14 protein-coding genes are annotated in these 18,195 nt (G+C 48.9%); 2 read left to right on the top strand and 12 right to left on the bottom strand.

From position 1 onward, the window contains the following. Positions 1–35: 35 nt before the first annotated feature. From AC1DVJ_RS03420 to AC1DVJ_RS03385, 8 genes are all read right to left on the bottom strand, one after another. The gene (locus AC1DVJ_RS03420; protein WP_477588358.1) at positions 36–1,271 is read right to left on the bottom strand and encodes a DegT/DnrJ/EryC1/StrS family aminotransferase; all 1,236 of its coding nucleotides are present in this window, start codon (positions 1,269–1,271) and stop codon (positions 36–38) included. Positions 1,272–1,283: 12 nt separating this feature from the next. Continuing rightward, positions 1,284–3,764: a glycoside hydrolase family 38 N-terminal domain-containing protein gene (locus AC1DVJ_RS03415; RefSeq protein WP_477588356.1), complete on the bottom strand. Its 2,481-nt coding sequence runs from the start codon at positions 3,762–3,764 to the stop codon at positions 1,284–1,286. Positions 3,765–3,819: 55 nt separating this feature from the next. Next, positions 3,820–5,400 carry an extracellular solute-binding protein gene (locus AC1DVJ_RS03410; protein ID WP_477588355.1) on the bottom strand — a complete coding sequence of 527 codons (1,581 nt, stop codon included), beginning with the start codon at positions 5,398–5,400 and terminating at the stop codon, positions 3,820–3,822. A gap of 35 nt (positions 5,401–5,435) precedes the next feature. Continuing rightward, positions 5,436–6,305 (bottom strand): carbohydrate ABC transporter permease, encoded by an 870-nt coding sequence (locus AC1DVJ_RS03405; protein WP_477588354.1) that lies wholly within the window; start codon positions 6,303–6,305, stop codon positions 5,436–5,438. Between the two features lie 13 nt (positions 6,306–6,318). Then, a complete protein-coding gene (locus AC1DVJ_RS03400) occupies positions 6,319–7,254 on the bottom strand; it encodes an ABC transporter permease (protein WP_477588352.1) in 936 nt (311 codons plus the stop codon). A 413-nt stretch (positions 7,255–7,667) separates the two neighbouring features. Next, positions 7,668–8,339, bottom strand: a complete 672-nt coding sequence (locus AC1DVJ_RS03395) for a GNAT family N-acetyltransferase (RefSeq protein ID WP_477588351.1) — start codon at positions 8,337–8,339, stop codon at positions 7,668–7,670. A 21-nt stretch (positions 8,340–8,360) separates the two neighbouring features. Further along, positions 8,361–9,029: a GNAT family N-acetyltransferase gene (locus AC1DVJ_RS03390; RefSeq protein WP_477588349.1), complete on the bottom strand. Its 669-nt coding sequence runs from the start codon at positions 9,027–9,029 to the stop codon at positions 8,361–8,363. A 4-nt stretch (positions 9,030–9,033) separates the two neighbouring features. Continuing rightward, complete coding sequence (locus AC1DVJ_RS03385) at positions 9,034–9,891, bottom strand: carbon-nitrogen hydrolase family protein (RefSeq protein WP_477588347.1); 858 nt, start codon at positions 9,889–9,891, stop codon at positions 9,034–9,036. Between the two features lie 177 nt (positions 9,892–10,068). On the opposite strand from AC1DVJ_RS03385, the gene AC1DVJ_RS03380 reads away from it, so the two are divergent. Beyond that, positions 10,069–11,637 (top strand): histidine kinase N-terminal 7TM domain-containing diguanylate cyclase, encoded by a 1,569-nt coding sequence (locus tag AC1DVJ_RS03380; RefSeq protein ID WP_477588346.1) that lies wholly within the window; start codon positions 10,069–10,071, stop codon positions 11,635–11,637. Between the two features lie 562 nt (positions 11,638–12,199). Here AC1DVJ_RS03380 and AC1DVJ_RS03375 read toward each other — a convergent pair. From AC1DVJ_RS03375 to AC1DVJ_RS03365, 3 genes are all read right to left on the bottom strand, one after another. Then, positions 12,200–13,774 (bottom strand): UDP-glucose--hexose-1-phosphate uridylyltransferase, encoded by a 1,575-nt coding sequence (locus AC1DVJ_RS03375; protein ID WP_477588345.1) that lies wholly within the window; start codon positions 13,772–13,774, stop codon positions 12,200–12,202. 65 nt (positions 13,775–13,839) lie between these two features. Next, positions 13,840–14,838 carry a UDP-glucose 4-epimerase GalE gene (galE, locus tag AC1DVJ_RS03370; protein ID WP_477588344.1) on the bottom strand — a complete coding sequence of 333 codons (999 nt, stop codon included), beginning with the start codon at positions 14,836–14,838 and terminating at the stop codon, positions 13,840–13,842. Beyond that, positions 14,839–16,020: a galactokinase gene (locus AC1DVJ_RS03365; RefSeq protein WP_477588342.1), complete on the bottom strand. Its 1,182-nt coding sequence runs from the start codon at positions 16,018–16,020 to the stop codon at positions 14,839–14,841. Between the two features lie 178 nt (positions 16,021–16,198). On the opposite strand from AC1DVJ_RS03365, the gene AC1DVJ_RS03360 reads away from it, so the two are divergent. Further along, on the top strand, positions 16,199–17,056 hold the full coding sequence (locus AC1DVJ_RS03360) for an AraC family transcriptional regulator (RefSeq protein ID WP_477588341.1): 858 nt from the start codon (positions 16,199–16,201) through the stop codon (positions 17,054–17,056). Positions 17,057–17,210: 154 nt separating this feature from the next. On the opposite strand, the gene AC1DVJ_RS03355 is transcribed toward AC1DVJ_RS03360, so the two are convergent. After that, positions 17,211–18,194 carry an ABC transporter permease gene (locus AC1DVJ_RS03355; RefSeq protein WP_477588339.1) on the bottom strand — a complete coding sequence of 328 codons (984 nt, stop codon included), beginning with the start codon at positions 18,192–18,194 and terminating at the stop codon, positions 17,211–17,213. Between the last annotated feature and the right edge of the window lies 1 nt (position 18,195).

The raw sequence follows: 18,195 nt of genomic DNA, 5'->3' as shown, positions 1-18,195 counted from the left end.
TCCCCCATTCACAAGCCTGTTAGACAGCCTGTTCGTTAGTCAAACGATCTCATTACTTTATTGACTGCCGCCGCAATGTCGTACATCGCCTTCTCGTCGGCAAGCAATACGTTCTGATGCAGCCACATCGCTTCCTTATCACAAGCTCGTTCGCTAACCGGACAAGCATATGACCGATGCTCGGCTTCCCCTGTCCATTTGGCGATCTCTGCCAAAATCGCTTTGTTCTTGTTTAAAGAGACATAACCCGCATGCATGGGAATCCCTTCGCCATTCAATCGACGAATCATCTCATTCTTCTCTATGCGGTTCGCGAGCTCCGGTTTCAAGAACAGTAAGTGCAAATGCTGGGCGTGACGGTTAATGCGCGGATCGCGTTTAACTGTCACAATGCCCGCGATTGGAGCGAGCAGCTCATTCAGCAGCTTGGCATTGCGTTCCCGCAGGACAAACTGCGCTTCGAACCGACTCAATTGCCCAAGCAGCACAGCGGCCTGGAATTCGGTCATGCGCAGGTTCCAGCCGACCGCCTCGTGCTGATACCAACCGCCTTGCTTGATGCGGCCTACATTGACAAGCGACCATGCCTTTGCAGCGAGCTCGTCGTCATTGGTCAAGATGATGCCGCCTTCACCCGCTGTCACATTCTTCCCCGATTGGAAGCTGAACGTGCCCAAATCTCCTATAGCACCGACACGCCTGCCGTCCCACTCCGCTCCGACTCCTTGCGCGGAGTCCTCGATCAAGCGCAAGCCGTGACGGTTCGCAATCTCCTTCAGCCGCGTCATATCAGCTGATGCTCCTGCCAAATGCACAGCGATGATCGCCTTCGTCTTCGGTGTAATGGCTGCTTCCACTTTGTCAGGATCAATAAGCAGCGTGTGAGGCTCTACGTCCACAATGACGGGAATCGCTCCGAAGATGAGCGCCGATGACGCTGTGGCAATGAACGTGTACGCCGGCAGAATCACTTCATCGCCTGGCTGCACACCCGCAGCCTGCAGCGCAATCGTTATCCCGATCGTTCCGTTCACCACTGTAATCGCATGTTTCGCGCCGTGCATGTCGGCGAACTGCCTTTCTAGTTCAGGCAGCTTTGGTTCCAGACCCGGAACGTTGGATTTACCGGTTCCGCCCCACTTCTGTGAATGCAGCACCTCAAGCAAAAGCTTCTCTTCTTCTTGGCCATAGATCGGCCAAACAGGGAATGGATCTGTACGAACCGGAGTCCCGCCGTTTACTGCTAATTCGCCAACCGTCAAATTCTCCATCGCTTCTCTCTCCTATTTCTCTTCCATCATGTTCGCATCTATAAGAATTCGTTCCGTCACATTCAATCGAAGTGTCTTAATCTCGAATCGGCCCAATCTAACTTCTTGATTAATACCTAGAGAAGGTATGGAAACTACCGTCAAACGTTCTTCGCCAGTTGGCTCATACAAGCGTACGATGTAATCGTTAGTTATCTCAGCTTTCTTGAAAGCCGTCAATTGTACCGACGAATCACTTAAAGTGATTAATGAAGCAGGCGCCGTGCCCTCTCCTGATGGGAAATACGTTAAAGCATACGGCTTCTCGTTCAATGCCAGCGCCTCTCGATCTAGCCCCGGCAGACGTTCTTCCCACGTTCCTGCTTTAAACCAAAACGTGAACCGGCGTTCCCCTTGATCAATTCGGGGTGAAAACCGGTCTTTCGGCATCGTATAAGACATTTTGCCTCCCGGAAGCGCTGAATAGCCTGGCGAACGAAGCAATGTCAGACGCAACTCACCATCGTGGATGCTGGATCCATAGGTTCCGTCATTAATGACGGACAAAGATGCGCCAGTAGCCCCATCAACCGCAGCAACCCATTTCTGAGCAACGGCTTCCCGACCGTTAGCAGGCAACTCGTCTACGCCGTAAGCGACTTGGCCGTAATATTGCGGCTGTTCGAACGTTGTAGGCACAGACAGCTTGAGCAGTTTCGCTTTCTCGTTCCAATGAACAGTAAGATCAACCTTTACTTCAGTACCCTGCTTTGGCAAATAGTAACGCTGGCAGATGAAGGAGTCCTTGTATGCAAACACAGCTTCAACAACACTTCGTACTTCCCCATCTTCTATAACACGGACCGACTCAATCGGCTTGCCCGGAATTCCCGAATACCGGGAGCCCCTCGCCTTGGACATGAGCTTGAATTCTCCGATTATATTCGGGAAGCTTTGCGTGTGGCTACCCCAGGAATCGTCATAATCCTTCACCACGACTGGCTTGAATGCGTCAGGTTTAACGACGGAAACACCATCCACTTTGTACTCGTCAATAAAACCAGTAGCGCAGTTGATAACAACCTCTAGATGATCCGTCTTAAAGAGAATCAACTCATTCACGGCTTGGAGTGTCGGCTTTGCTTTCTCTGTCAGGAATTCGACTGTGCAGTCAAACCGGTTCATCTGACCGGGCTCAAGCTCGGCATAAAATACGGCACGCTTCCGCCAATCGACGTATAGGTTGCTAATTTCCTTTTCAACTTGACTCGGGATTCTTTTCCCTTCTATATGCACCACCGGAACCGCGAATTGCCCTCTCGACACGTCCGGCAATTGAAATTCACATTCAAAAATGCCTTTCACCTTATAAGGGTGGGGATTATAAACAAAAATCGGAACCTCGGCTTCCGTTGCTTTCCGTTGACCACCCGTCAAGGCAAAGAAGGCGCGAGCTTTTAAGCGAGCCAAAATTTCTAGACCGTGATCCATTATGCGAATGGATGCCTCTTCCACCGGTTGAACCGAAGAACCCGGCAATATATCATGAAACTCTGCAATCATTAAATCAACGGTAGCTTCATGTATGTCCTCTTGAGGGTAAGCGCCATAGCCCTGAAGTGCGTAAGAGGATATCATTTTTTCAACAAAAAACAACTCATTTTCAAGCTTACGATGCTTTTGCTTAATAAGGATTTGGGTCGTATAGCAGCCAACCGCCCACGGATTTAAATCTTTATTGTAAGTCGGCAGTTCATTCCCACTAGCTTTCAGCTCTACAAAATATTCTTCCGGCGTGGAGTGGATAATATCAAATGTTTCCGTCCGCTCTTTAAGCTCCTTCAGATTGTTTAAATCAATCCGGGAAGGTCCGCCCCCATGATTCCCTATTCCCCACAGCACAAGTCCTTCCGACTTATCTGGATGGTCCTGCATCCAGCCTTCAACCTTTAAATGCGCCTTGCCACGCCCTGATAAATAAGCTTTGTAAGCGCGATGTACCGTAACTTCGGAACCGTCATGACCAATCCAACGGAATTCTTCGTCCGGTAACTGGCAGTCGTTCTGGTCAGGCCGACAAACGATATACGAATCAAAACCTGCCTTGCTCATAATTTGCACGAGTCCGCGCGTATGACCAAACGGATCGAAATTAATAGCCGTCGTCGGTACTTTGCCGAACTTCTCTTTGAAGTACACTCGCCCTAGCAGCATCTGCCTTACGAACGATTCTCCACTAGGCATGTTGCAATCCGGCTGCAGATACCAGCCACCCATGATGTGCCACTTGCCCTCCGCCACCAGCCTCTGAATGCGTTTGAATAACGCCGGATCGTATTCCTCAATCCATTTATAAAGAATGACTTCATTATGGTTAAAAATAAATCCGCCATATTCTTCGCAAAAATCGGCCGCGATCCGGAATGTGGAAAGTGCCTCTCCTGCTCCTTCTTCGATCTCCCAGAGCCAGGCAGGGTCTAAATGAGCGTTGCATAGTAAGTGAAGTTTTCGCATGATTATCTCCTTGTTTTTAGAAAACCCCCACTGAGACAGCGGGGGTTCATTTGTATTACTTTTTATTTTTGGCTTTATACCACTCGGTTGCTTCTTTGATCAATTGATCTCCGCCTTGTTTCTTCCAGTTGGCTACGAAATCGTTGAATTTATCCACCGATTCTTTGCCAGTAATAACTTTTGCAGCGAACTCGAGCCACAGGCCGTCATAAGCCAATTCTGGACGAGTTTTCAAGGTTGGCAGAGCAGGTATTTCCAACCCCTCATCTTTAACGCCTTCTTTACCCGCCACCTGCAACGATTTCACCGTTTTTTCTCCACCTGGCTTGTTCTTGAGGAACGCCTCATCTGTTAGATGCGGTTTGCCTCCAGTGAAGTGTACCCACTCTTGAAACATATTCTCCGCCTGTATTTGCTCGTTAGTCGTCGGGTAGTTGTACTTGATCGCACCGTTTTCTGCCTTGTAATTCTCACCTTCAAGTCCGTACATGAAGAACGTGTCTTTTGCTTTATCGTCAGAGTAGTACCAATCTAGGAACTTAATGATGGCTTCAGGGTTTTTAGCGCTTTTCGGAATCGTCCAAACAAAGTCGGATACCGTGGAGCCTATAGGGTATACCCCGCCAGGCTTGCCGCTAGGTCCAACCGGAGAAGGAATGGTGTCAATGGCCGCAGTCGGCACATTCGCTTTAATAGCCGTTTCAATGGCTCCCGGAGATATGGATGAAGCAGCCCAAATACCAACAGTGCCCGTACCTTTAATCTTAGCATCCCAATCTTTGCCTTGAAGCGTAAACACTTCGTTATCAAGCAGTTTCTCTTGATATAGCTTTTGGTACACCTTCAGAGCATCAACCATGCCAGGGCGTATGAAATTCGGAACAAGCTGATCGTTCTCGAATTTCCAAGCCCGCGGCATTACGTCATATGCTGCGAAAAATTGATAAGCAAACGCCAATTTCGCGCGTCCCGACATTGCAATTTCATCTTGCTTCCCGTTACCATTCGGATCCTTATCGCGGAATGCTTTCATGACTTCGATGTACTCATCCACAGTTTTTGGCGCTTGGAGACCTAATTTATCTAACCAGTCTTTGCGGATATAGGTCACCGTATCGGTCGTAATCGGGTTTTCTTGCGGGATGCCATAAATTTTCCCGTCCTTGCTCACACGAGCGGAATCCCAGGATGCCTTCGGTATTTTCTTTTTCAAATTCGGTCCATATTTATCAATCAAATCATTAAGCGGCAGCAACACACCAGAATCAATCGCAGGCGCTACTTCGGGTTGGTTAATCCCTTTGGTCTGCAACAAATCAGGCAGCTCGCCGGATGCAAACAGCAATGTCATGCTTTGAGCATAGGTTTCATGAGGAATCAATTGCATTGTCAAATCAGTCTTGGATAGTTCTTCCAATTTCTTTACATATTTATCGTTGTTGATATCTGCCGATCCTTCGACATACTTAGAACCGCCAGTCGTTAGACCCACTTTGAACTTTGCAGGAGCGGCAGCAGCCGTCGGCGTAGATGTCCCTTGTCCCGTTTTAGTTTCTTCTTTAGAGCCACAGCCCACCAAACTACCTGCTGCTAATGCCATTACAATTGCTACGGGCAACACCTTTCTCTTTTTCAAATGAACCTCTCCTTTTTTTTAACTATATTGTATTATTACCCTTTGACTGAACCCAGCATTGAGCCTTTAACAAAATGCTTCTGAATCATTGGATATATAATCAGGATGGGGATGGTGGCAACAATAATCGAAGCCATTTTAATGCCTTCAACTGACTGGACGGTTACCGCCGCGCTCTGCAGCATGCTTTCCACGTCACTTTCAACGATTAGCTTGCGGAGCTTCAATTGAAGCGGATATAAATTAGGATTACTAATGTATAGAATCGAATTGAAGTAACCGTTCCAGTGGCCAACTGCGTAAAATAAGCCGATTGTGGTTAAGGAAGGCAGGGAGAGAGGGAGAACGATGCTCCACAATGTCCGATATTCGTTGCACCCGTCGATTTTGGCCGCATCCGTTAATCCGTCAGGAATGTTCCGAAAGAAGGATATCATAATGATCAAATTAAACGCACTGATTAAATCGGGAATCATCAAAGACCACAGTGTATTTAGCATGCCCAATGATTTGACAAGCAGATATGAAGGAATTAACGGTGCCTGAAAAATCATCGTGAACAGCACAAGCAAAAGTATAAATTTTCTTCCTTTCAAGTCTTGCTTGGACAAGCCATAAGCCATCAGGCTCGTAAATATTAGATTGAGCAGCGTGCCGACGACCGTAAGAAACACGGTAACGCCGAACGATTTCCAAATGCGCGAGTCATTCAGAACGACTTTATAATTTAGGAATGTGAAATCTGCTGGAAAGATCGTAACTCTCCCTTGAATGATGGCGCCAGCGCTGCTGAACGATCCCGCCAAAATATGCATAAACGGAATGAACATGGCGATGGATGCCAGTACAAGAAACGTATAGTTGAAAACGGTAAACGTCTGGTAACCCATTGATTTCCGAATCATCATGTACTCCTTTCTAGTAGATCGAGTTGTCTGTCGTTTTTTTGCTAAGGTAATTCGCCCCGATGATGAGGATGAAGCCAACAACCGATTTGAACAATCCGATTGCTGTTGTATAGCTGTATTGAGCCCCTAATAAGCCTACTCTGTAGATGTACGTATCAAATATCTCCCCAACTTCACGAACAAGCGGGTTAAGGAACATATAAATCTGTTCAAAGCCAAGGTCTAGAATATGACCGATCTGCAGCAGCAGCAAAACCATGATAGTGGGGAGCAGACTTGGAATCGTAATACTGATTACTTGACGCAATCTTCCTGCCCCGTCTACTTCAGCTGATTCGTACATTTCGGGATTGATGCCGCTTAGCGCGGCCAAGTAAATGATCGTCCCCCAGCCAACTTCTTTCCAAATCCCCGATGTAACGATAATGCTTCGGAAGTAAGATGGCTCTTGTACGAAAATGGTTCGTTCAAAGCCAAACGCAGCTACGATATCATTGACCATCCCTGACAGCGAAAGAAAATTAATGACCATTCCGCCTACGACAACCCAAGAGAAAAAATGGGGCAGGTACAACAGCGTCTGTACCGTCCGCTTAAATGCAACCTTGCGAACTTCATTAAGTAATAGCGCCAAAATGAGCGGTGCCGGAAAAGAGAAAATGAGCCTATATATACTGATGATGAGCGTGTTTTTGAGTATTTTATAAAACTCCGGATAGGTGAACAGGTTTTCGAAATGCTTCAAGCCAACAAACTTGCTTCCAGTCACCCCCTTAAACACGTCATAATCTTGAAAAGCGATTATACTGCCGCTAAAAGGAATGTACTTGAATATGATAAAAAACAATACTCCTGGCAAGATCATAGAATATACCTGCCAATTCTTAAGAATATAGCTTTTCTTTTTTGGGTTCTCTTTCAAATCAGACAGAGTCGTTTGTTTCATTGGTCCATTGAAAGCCACTTTCATTATTCCCCTTTCTCTGCTTGATCTCTAGCTCAACTATAAAAGTTTGAAGATAAGAAAGACATGTTATTTTTTGTTTTTCGTTGTCAATTTTTAACCGGATTGAAAGCGCATCCACCAGTACCCCACATGGTTTCCCACCAAATACTGACATGAAAGTAAATGCTAGGCCCCCATTATTATTCGTCGATCTTTCTTTTCTATGCTTATATGCAAATAAGAGGTGCCACATGGGCCCCTCTTATTTCTATGGCGCGTCCCGCTTGACGCTATTAATAAAACCAGGAAGTTACTGTGGAGTTGCCCGCTTCGCCATAACATATTCCTCCGGCGTCTGGCCGAGGACGGACTTTTTGAGACTCCAAGGAACGCGGCTTTACATTACACTTCATTTACAACGGCAATAACGTCAACGTCTCTTTCCCTTCCAAGCCGGCAACCATCGATTCCCAAGCATGCGGCTTATTCGCAAGCACGGCATAATACCGTCGCAGGAACTTCGCAACTAACGCGGCACTGATTTCTGTCGCATCTTCATCCGTCGGCAAGAAGCAAAAATCCAGCCCCTCGACCGCTTCCCCGTTATTTTCCCAGGATGGGTGCACGTAGGTAAAATCAATCCGCTTATAGCCAAGATGCGATAACACCTCACGTCGAACGTAAGGATCCATGGGCTTCACGCCGCCAAAAGCATACCCTTCGATCCGATATGGATCGTAAATTTCAGCGAACATGCCTTGCATCGGCTTACCTGATTCTGCCGCTAATCGCTCCAGATCCTGCCACCTTTTTCTCGCTAGATAGCGTCCAATCCCAAGCCCCGCCTGACCAATAATCGTAAAATCCGTCATCGCCACCTGGTCATCCTCATAATAGCGATACTCCGTCGTGCCGACCACTTTGCCTTCATGAACCGCAACAAACACCCGAATACCCGGATCTTCTAACGGCTCCTTCCATAATGGATAGTCGAGTACCTCCTCTGGCGGAAATACCTCCTTCATCAGATCATGCATCGATCGAAACAGTGGATCCTCAATACTCGTTATGCGTATGAACTCCATAAGGTCAAATCTCTCCTATTTCTATAGTTTAAAAGGGTTACGCCACTCCATCAACAGCGCATGATTCAGCGATTCCTCATCCTCCAAATAATTCGCAACCACGCGCACAGGCGTCCGGCCGCATCGCAGCAAAAAGGTAATCACCGGGTCCTTCAGCGTCCCCGCCATCACAGCCGCCACATAGTCATCGGCACTCATCTTCTCCGCCATCCTATGGTAGCCTGGCATACGTCCGCCTCCGAGCAACTGAGCCATCCCCAACTGCACCACAACCTCATACATCGACTGCATGAGCCACTTACCGAGGCCAAACTTGCGGTATGCTGGCATGATGCACACATCTACAATATAGAGCGTGCCGCCATCTGGACGGTGCGTGCGGATATATCCATCATCCGTCATCGCCGACCAGCTATGATCGACTGCCCCCGCCAACCATTCACTATCCACGCGCAGTCCCGTAATCGAGCCTACAACCTGACCACCAACCTCCACACACAGCGCCCCCTCGGGAAACCGAGTCACATGCTCCGTGAGCTGCTCCTTCGTCCACCATAACTCAGCTGGAAAAGGGGGTGGAAAGCTCATCTGCTGAACACGAATCAGCGCATCGAAATCCGCCAAGCCATACGTGCGAATGACCGCCTCCACAGGTGTATCCCCATCAAACACATAGAGATGTTTTCTCATTTCCTCATGACCAGTCCGTGTATAAATCGGTTCGGCGGTCGCGCCAGGTGGTGACGGAGCCTCGCTCCCGAACGAGTGTCAGCAGCGACAGATCAAGGTCAGCGGTCACGACCATATCGCCGTTAATCTCACCCTCGACAAGGATGCCTTTCGGCGGGAATGGCACATCATTTGGCGTAATGACAGCGGCTTGTCCGAAATTCGCTCTCATGAAATCAACGGTCGGCAGTGCACCAACAGTCCCCGTCGTCACCACGTAGATTTGATTCTCAATCGTCCGAGCGTGACAGGTATAGCGTACCCGATGGAACCCGTGCCGATCATCCGTGCAAGAAGGAGCAAAAAGCACATCTGCGCCACGCGCTCTAGCCATCCGTACGATTTCCGGGAATTCGACATCGTAGCAAACCAGAATGGCAATTCTGCCTTTATCGGTATCAAAAACCTGCAGTGAATCGCCCGCACCCATGCCCCATTCCTTCACTTCGGTCGGGGTAATATGCAGCTTTTTTTGCTCGCCAATTCGTCCATCTGGATAGAACAAAAACGCCGTGTTGTACAGCTTGTCCCCCTCTGCCGTAATGTGCGTGCCGCCAATCAAGTGCATGCCCGTTCGCTGAGCCAATCCTTGAAATAAGTTGCGATAAGCCTCTGTAAAAGTAGGTAATGCCTCTATCGGTAATGCTTTGCCGTTTGCGTCGCCAATGGACATCAGTTGTGTGGTAAATAGTTCCGGAAATAGCACGAAATCCGCCTCAAACTCCTGCGCTACCTTCACATAATGCTCCACCTGTGCGGCGAACTCTTCAAAGCTGCTAATCGTATGCAAATGATACTGCACGGCAGATACCCGCATTTTCATTGTGAAACTCTCCTCCCCTGCTTCTACCTTTTAGTTTACTAAATTTTGTAACTCCTTTCCATTCTCGCAACCCAACTTTCCCTATGACAGCACACGGGGATGTGATACCATTAAATCGACAATTTATCCAATAATCCTACAAAAGACGGAGCGCTACCCATGCATCCCACACTAACCATGTTCATTTCAATCATCGCAACTTCGGGTGTTTTTACAGCCTTTCTATGTATGTATGCCTTTATCAAGCGCAAAGAAATACCCGGCGCCTATACATTCGTCATCTATACGGCTACTCAAGCTATTTATATTTTTGCTCACGCTTTTGAAATGGCAAGCGATACGTTAGTTGAGGTGAAAATCTGGACCATCTTCGAGTATATTGGCATCTCGGCTGCGCCTGCCATAGGCTTACTGATTGTCATGCAGTATGTTGGTTTGAACTTGACCCCTTCAAGGATAGGGGTGCTCTTCCTTATTCCAGTCATTACCTTCGTCATGGTGGTGACTAATGATTACCATCATTTGTTTTATAAAGAAATCTATTTCCGCGAAAATGCACCTTTCCCGACTACGGATATCGTCATTGGACAATATTACATCGTTCACGGGGCCTATACGTTCGGATGTATGCTGGCTGCGGTTGTGCTGCTCATACGCAGATGGCGTCAAACGAAGAAAGCCTACCGCTTACAGCTGGTGACCTTAATCATGGGGCAGTTCATGCCGATGACGGGAGCATTCATTTATTTGATGGGCCTAACACCGTTTGGCATTGATCCTGTACCGATGATTCTTTGTGCGACTTCTGCCATGTACATCTGGGCGATTGTGTCCACAAGGATGTTGACGGTCATTCCGATTGCGAAGGATCGTATTTTTGAAAGTATGCGTGAAGGCGCTGTCGTACTGGACTCCGCAGATCGGCTTGTTGACTTCAACGGCGCGATCAGCTACATGTTTCCAGGCTCAACAACGGAAATGCTCGGATTAACACTGGATGAAGCTTGGATTCTGTTGTCGGGTACGCCATTTCCAGTGGTGCGATCCCAAGACGGTGCGCAAGAAGAATTTGTTTGGCGTGCAGACGACGGTAAGGAGTTCTTTTATCAGATCCGTTCCTCCGTTGTACGGGGACGCAGTGGGGAACCGATTGGGAGCCTGCTCATGCTGATCGATGTCACAGAGCAAAAGCTGCTCCAAGATCAATTAAAACAACTTGCCTACTATGATGGCTTTACGAAGCTGTTAAACCGTACGGAGTTTATCCGTCGTAGTAAGGCTCTATTGGTAGAAGCTCAGAATAGCAACGCGTCTACAAGCATCCTGCTATTCGATATTGATCATTTCAAACATATCAACGATACCTACGGTCACGATGTTGGCGATCTCGCGATTCAGCACGTGGTTGCGATTGCGAGGCGAATTGAAATTGAAGTGCCGGGCGCGCTTTTGGCTCGGTATGGCGGCGAGGAGTTTGTCATCGCCTTACCTTCCTGCTCGCTAGACTACGCAGCCCTAGTAGCGGAACGAACTCGAGCACAGCTCGCAGCGGAGCCAATGAGCGGAATCTACGGCTCGATTGCCGTTACAGCGAGCTTCGGATTATCTGAGTCTAACAGCCAAGGGGATACCTTGGAGATGCTTCTGAAGCATGCGGATACGGCCTTGTATCAGGCTAAGCGTGCAGGTAGAAATCAGGTCCGTGTGTTTGACCAGCATGTTGTAATGGGTAGTGGCGGCGAGTAATCGCCAGATGGTGGCTGGCGGGCGGATGGGAGTACCCCTACTCATCCCCGTTCGACCAACGGCTACTTCAGATCCCTATATTCCACCAACGGATGGACGACTTGCGTCGGTTAGGTCATAATTAGAAAGGAGTTCCCGTAGTCGGGGACTCCTTTTCTTGTTGGTGGAGGCTGTTCCCTAAGTAATTGACTTGTTTATTGGCGCGCGAAGGTTGGTTGGTGCTGTTGCTTCTGTTGGTGGGGACTGTTCGGGTATTAGAGTAGCTTAACAACCGATTAGATGGAAAATATAAAATATCCATCTATAGTATTCCTATTTCCCTAAAATATTGATTTAGATGTATTTCTACATTTAATTTTCTACATTTAGCGTCAAGAGAGTGAATTGAGAGAAATCAGATGTACTTTTTCCAGTTATATTCCATTTCCAAGTATTTCACTTGAAATTTGCTGTAGTTTTTCCAGTCATTCGACCACTGGAAACATCCCCAGCCCCGCGCGCTACACAACTCGCGCGCGCACAAAAAAATCCCTGGTCATCAACCCGACCAGGGATCCAACATCTACTGCTGCGCGAAGCCCACCGCAGCCAAAAACCTTCCGAACGCCGCTTGCCCGGCTTCGTCACGCTTGAAGACGCCCGCATCCGCGAGGACGTCCATGAACTTGCTGCCGACCTCGGTCTGCAGCAACGCATTCGCCGCGTCCGCCGTCAGCGACGCGCCATGCTTCGCGAGCAGCGCCGCGATCCAATCCGCATGCTTATGCAGCGGATTGCTCTCGTCGCTCAGCTCGCGGCCGGCCTTAGCTTCGCCGGTGAGCAGCTTGGCGATGTCCGCCAGCTCCTCTTGCAGGCGGCCTGGCAGCACCGCCAGCCCCATGACCTCAATCAAGCCGATGTTCTCCTTCTTGATGTGGTGTAAGTGCTGATGCGGATGGAAAATCCCATCCGGATGCTCGGCGCTGGTGCGGTTGTTCCGCAGCACCAGGTCAAGCTCGTACTCGCCCCGCGCATTGTTGCGGGCGATCGGCGTGATCGTGTTATGCGGGATCCGCTGTCCGTCCTTCTCGCTGAACGCGAGGACTTCCGCTTCCGCATCACTGTATGCACGCCAGTCGTCGAGCAGCTTGCTCGCCAGCTTGTACAGCTGCTGCTTGTTGTGCCCGCTCAGGCGCAGCACCGACATCGGCCACTTCACAATAGCGGCCTTCACGCCTGCAAAATCCGAATGTGAGAAAGCTTTCTCACTAGGCGCTTTTTCCATCGGGAACTTGTGACGTCCCCCTTGGAAATGATCGTGATTCAGGATGGAACCCCCAACGATCGGCAGGTCCGCATTCGATCCGATGAAGTAATGCGGGAACTGTTCGATGAAGTCCAGCAAACGGTAGAACGTATTTGCCGTTGTTTTCATCGGAATATGCTTCTCATGGAAGATGATGCTGTGCTCGTTGTAATACACGTAAGGTGAATACTGCAGGTACCACTTCTCGTTATCCAGCTCAAGCGGGATCACGCGCAGGTTCTGTCTTGCCGGGTGATTCACACGGCCTGCATAGCCCAGATTGTCTACGCAAAGTAGACATAGGGGGTAGCTGCTTTGTGGCAGCGTTTTGAGCAGCGCAATTTCCTTCGGATCCTTCTCCGGCTTGGACAGGTTGATGGTAATCTCCAAATCCCCATAGGCCGTTTCAGCTAGCCAGTAGGCGTTCTTGGCAATACGATCCATCCGAATATAGTTGGAATCGATAGATTGCTTGTAAAAGTAAGCCGTTGCTGCTTCAACATTCTTCGTCTTCGCTATCGTCCAGAATTGGCGCACCACCTCGGAAGGACGAGGCATCATGAGTCCCATAATGCGTGCGTCCAGCAAATCGCGGTACGTCATTGTGTTTTCTTCCAGCAGTCCCGCTTCCCAAGCTGCATCCAGCAGCTCTTCCAACAACCCAACTGGACTGTTCAATTGCTCCGCAGGTACTTCCCCATGGAACGGCTCCGACAGACTGAATAAATCCAGCAAAGCATTGCGCGAGGTATAGACATCCAGCTGTTCGATCAACCCATTCTGTGTGGCGAATTGCAGAAGTCTTTCTATGGTTAACGCTGCAGATTGCGGCGTTTGTAATGTGCGTTCCATGTATGCCACTTTCCTTTCTTAGGAGAGAACCTCAACCGAAGCCTGCAAATATGCATCATTTTAAGTTAAACACTCACTTCAGCCGCGTACCCCTTCGGGTGCTTCTGGTGCCAATTCCATGCGCTCTCAATGATCGCTTCCAAGGAATCCAGCGCCGGCTTCCAGCCAAGCTCCGCTCTTGCACGCTCCGAAGAAGCGATTAATGTTGCCGGGTCGCCAGCTCTACGAGGCTCCACAACTGCAGGAATCGCATGGCCTGTGACTTTGCGCGCGATATCGATGACTTGCTTCACCGAGAAGCCTGTGCCATTGCCCAGGTTGTAAATATTGCTGTCCGCGCCGCCGCGGAGCTTCTCTACCGCAAGCACGTGTGCGCTTGCTAGATCGCTAACGTGAATGTAATCACGTACGCAAGTGCCGTCTTCTGTCGCATAATCCTCGCCGAAAATCGAGATGTGCGCTCTTTGACCCAGCGCTACCTGCAAAATGATCGGAATCAGATGCGTTTCCGGACTGTGGTCTTCACCGATTTTACCGCCAGCATGCGCGCCAGCAGCATTGAAATACCTCAAAGACACATATTTGATACCATGAGCGGTGTCGAACCATTTCATCATTTTCTCCATCGCCAGCTTCGTCTCACCGTACGTATTCGTAGGCAGGGTACGATCGCTTTCAAGGATCGGGATGTTCTCAGGCTCGCCATACGTAGCAGCCGTCGAGGAGAATACGATGCGTTTCACGCCGTATTGCGTCATTTTTTCAAGTAAGCAAAGCGTTCCGTACACGTTATTATGGTAGTATTTCGCTGGATTGGTCATACTCTCGCCAACAAGCGAATTCGCTGCAAAATGAATAATAGCATCGATATTATTTTCAGCAAAAACGGTATCCATGAATTCCCCATCGCGCAGATCGCCAACGTATAATTTACCGCCAAGCACCGCGTCCTTATGCCCTTGCTGCAGGTTGTCAACAATGACAACTTCCTCGCCTTTGGCCAGAAGCTCTGCTACCGCATGCGATCCAATATATCCAGCTCCACCTGTGACTAGAATTGCCATTTACAACGCCTCCTCAAGTTGCTCTACACCGTTGCCAATATCACACACATAGAAACTTGGTGTAAGCCCTGTAATTCCTGTATATTCCGCGCCCACTTGATCGATAAAGGTTTGAACACTGTCTTCATGTACTAAGGAAACCGTACAACCGCCGAAGCCTGCGCCCGTCATCCGCGCACCAAGCACACCTGGCACCTTCAACGCCGCCGCAACCATCGTATCCAGCTCTACGCCTGTTACTTCATATAGGTCACGCAGGGAATCGTGGGATCCGATCATCAGCTTACCGAAGGATTCAAGGTCATTCTTCTCAAGTACCTCGATGGATTTCAAAACACGATCAATCTCTTCCACAACATGCTCTGCTCTGCGGCGAACCGTTTCGTCTGGGATCAGATGCTTATATTCATTAAACTGCGCCAGGTTCAATTGACCAAGCAGCGTGATGTCTGGGAATTGCTTATGCAAATAAGTAACCGCCTGCTCACATTGGCTTCTTCTCTCATTGTAAGCGGAGTCGACGAGACCTCTGCGTTTATTCGTGTTACCGATCACGAGCTTATAGCTGCCGCTTTGAAAAGGAACATGACGATACTCCAGCGTATCGCACATCAGTAGGATCGCGTTATCCTTCTTACCATTTGCTACAGCGAATTGGTCCATGATGCCGCAATTAACGCCAACGAATTGGTTCTCTGTTTTTTGAGCGAGAAGCGCGATTTTGACCGTGTCGATTGGATATTTCTCCAGCGTTAGCAAGCTAAATGCTGTGACAACCTCGATGGAAGCTGAGGAGGAAAGACCTGCACCATTCGGGATTTCGCCGTGGAACAAGAGATCATATCCTTGTGTGACAGGGAACCCTTCTTTGGCCAAATGAACGAAAATCCCTTTCGGATAATTGATCCAATCGTCCTCTTCTTGGTAGGACAGGTCATCTATGGAAATTTGTTTGCGAAGTGCCAAATTGGTGGATGCAAAGCCGATCACACGATCTTGTCTTGGACGAATAATCAAGGTCGTTCCGAACGTCAAAGCTGCCGGGAATACATAACCGCCGTTGTAATCCGTATGCTCGCCGATCAAATTCACTCGACCAGGAGCGTGAAATGCAGAGATCTTCGCTGCCGTTTCTCCGTAAATTTCAATAAAAGTGTCTTTTAGTGCTTGCAAATCTGCCATGTGTGGCACCGCCTTTAGTGGTATTGGTATAGCTTTAGTATAAGAGATAAGCCATGGATTGGCTATGGAGGCATGTAATTTCTACATGGAAAAATGTGATTTACAGATTCCGCTTTATATGAGATTTATGATACAGTGGAAGGAAGGAATGCTCTTCGAACGGAAATGAGGAAACGCCATGGATAAGCCATATAGCTATTATGTCGTATCAAACCCCCTTCCTGCTGGGGTGAGCGAATTCACGGTTTTATTTGCAGGGGAAAGCCAGACCAAGCCTGAGCATCGCCTTGGGCCGAAAGTCTATGACTACTACTTGATCCATTATGTCATATCGGGGAGCGGCGTATTCTCCTCACATGGAGAAGAGTATGCGATTGGCGCTGGCGACAGCTTTGTCATTGAACCTGAGCAGCTCATTAGCTATGTCTCGGATGAGACCGATCCGTGGCATTATTGCTGGATCGCATTTACCGGCGCGCAGGCAGGGAAGCTCGTCGATGAGGCGGGCTTAACCCCCGGAAGCCCCATCATCCATATGGCACGCAATCGGCATATGCCTGTGCTTTTTCGCCAGATCCAACAAGCGCTCAAGTCTAAAAAACCAAACGCGCAGCTGAAAGCGACTGGATACCTAAGCTTGCTGCTGGGTGAATACTGCGAAGCCCTGCCAGCCCCTGCAGTAACAGGGCTAGTGACCGAGGCCGAAAGCGACCGTATCGTGCAGCAGGCGATCCATTACTTGTCCACGCAATATGCGGAGCCGATTACCATCGAAATGATGGCCGAAAGCTTGGGCTATAATCGCGCTTATTTATCGCGTATATTCAAGCAGCACACCAAGGTGACGCCAGTTACGTTCCTGCTCAAGCTGCGCGTGGATAAAGCACGCTTGCTGCTGCGGGAACGGTTAGAGCTCACCATTGAACAGATCGCAGCTTCCGTTGGCTTTTATGATCCGCTGTACTTCTCCAAACAGTTTCGGCGCTGGTACGGTGTCTCGCCGAGCGAGTATCGGAATCAGATCAAATCGCTTTGATTCAATACAAGGGAGATTTACTGGAAAAGACTTCTTTAGACATACTTGAATCTCCAGCAACTCAACAGAATCCCTCCTAATTACCTATATGAATCTTGTAAATAAGAAAAGCACCATCACAGGATCACTCCCATGAAGGTGCTTGTTTATCGGTTTATCTCTTGCCCGGATCGTACGGCTCACCCAAAGCAGACGGTGCTTTCGCGCGGCCTACGGCCCCTGCCAATACTAGGATTGTCAATACGTATGGCAGCATGTAAAGGAATTCCTGCGGGATGTTTTTGGAGAAATCGAACAACCGCATGAAGTTGTTGAGCGCTTGCGCCATTCCGAAGAAGACCGCTGCGCCCAGTGCGCCAAATGGATGCCATTTGCCGAAAATCATCGCGGCCATCGCAATAAAGCCTTGACCCGAAATCGTGTTATGCGAGAACGCACTTGTTGTCGTCAGCGTAATCGTCGCTCCGCCAAGTCCGCCGAACAGACCGCTGATCAGAACAGCTAAATAGCGGATGCGCTTTACTTTAATCCCGACGGTATCAGCGGCGCTCGGATGTTCACCCACTGCACGCAGACGCAAGCCGAATGGTGTTTTGAACAGTACATACCAAGTCACCACGACGAGAATTAACGCGATATACGTCGTTGGATATGCCGTGAAGAGCGCATAGCCGATATATGGGATTTTGGAAAGCAGCGGTATTTCCCATTTGGAGAATACATCATTCAGCGTCTCCGTTTGACCCGCACCATTGAACAATACTTTCACCAAGTAAAGGGTAACGCCAGCTGCCAAGAAGTTGATGACCACACCGCTGATGACTTGATTGGCCTTGAACGAAATCGTCGCAACTGCATGAATCAAGGCAAAAATCAGTGCAAACAGCAGTGCACACAAGAGCCCAATCCAAGGGGACCAGACGCCCATGTTCGCTTCCTCTGCATAATAAGTGCCGACCGCCGAAGCGAATGCACCGGAAACCATCAATCCCTCGATACCGATGTTAACAATCCCGGAACGCTCCGAGTAAATACCACCTAATGCCCCGAAGATTAGCGCTGTGGAATACACCAGCGTTGTATTAATAAGTTCACTGAATTTCGTGAAAAACGCGTTGAGCATACTGAGCAGGTCCATG

It is taken from the genome of Paenibacillus sp. P4_A9 (genome assembly GCF_056402415.1).
This window is presented reverse-complemented; position numbering and strand designations above follow the sequence as displayed.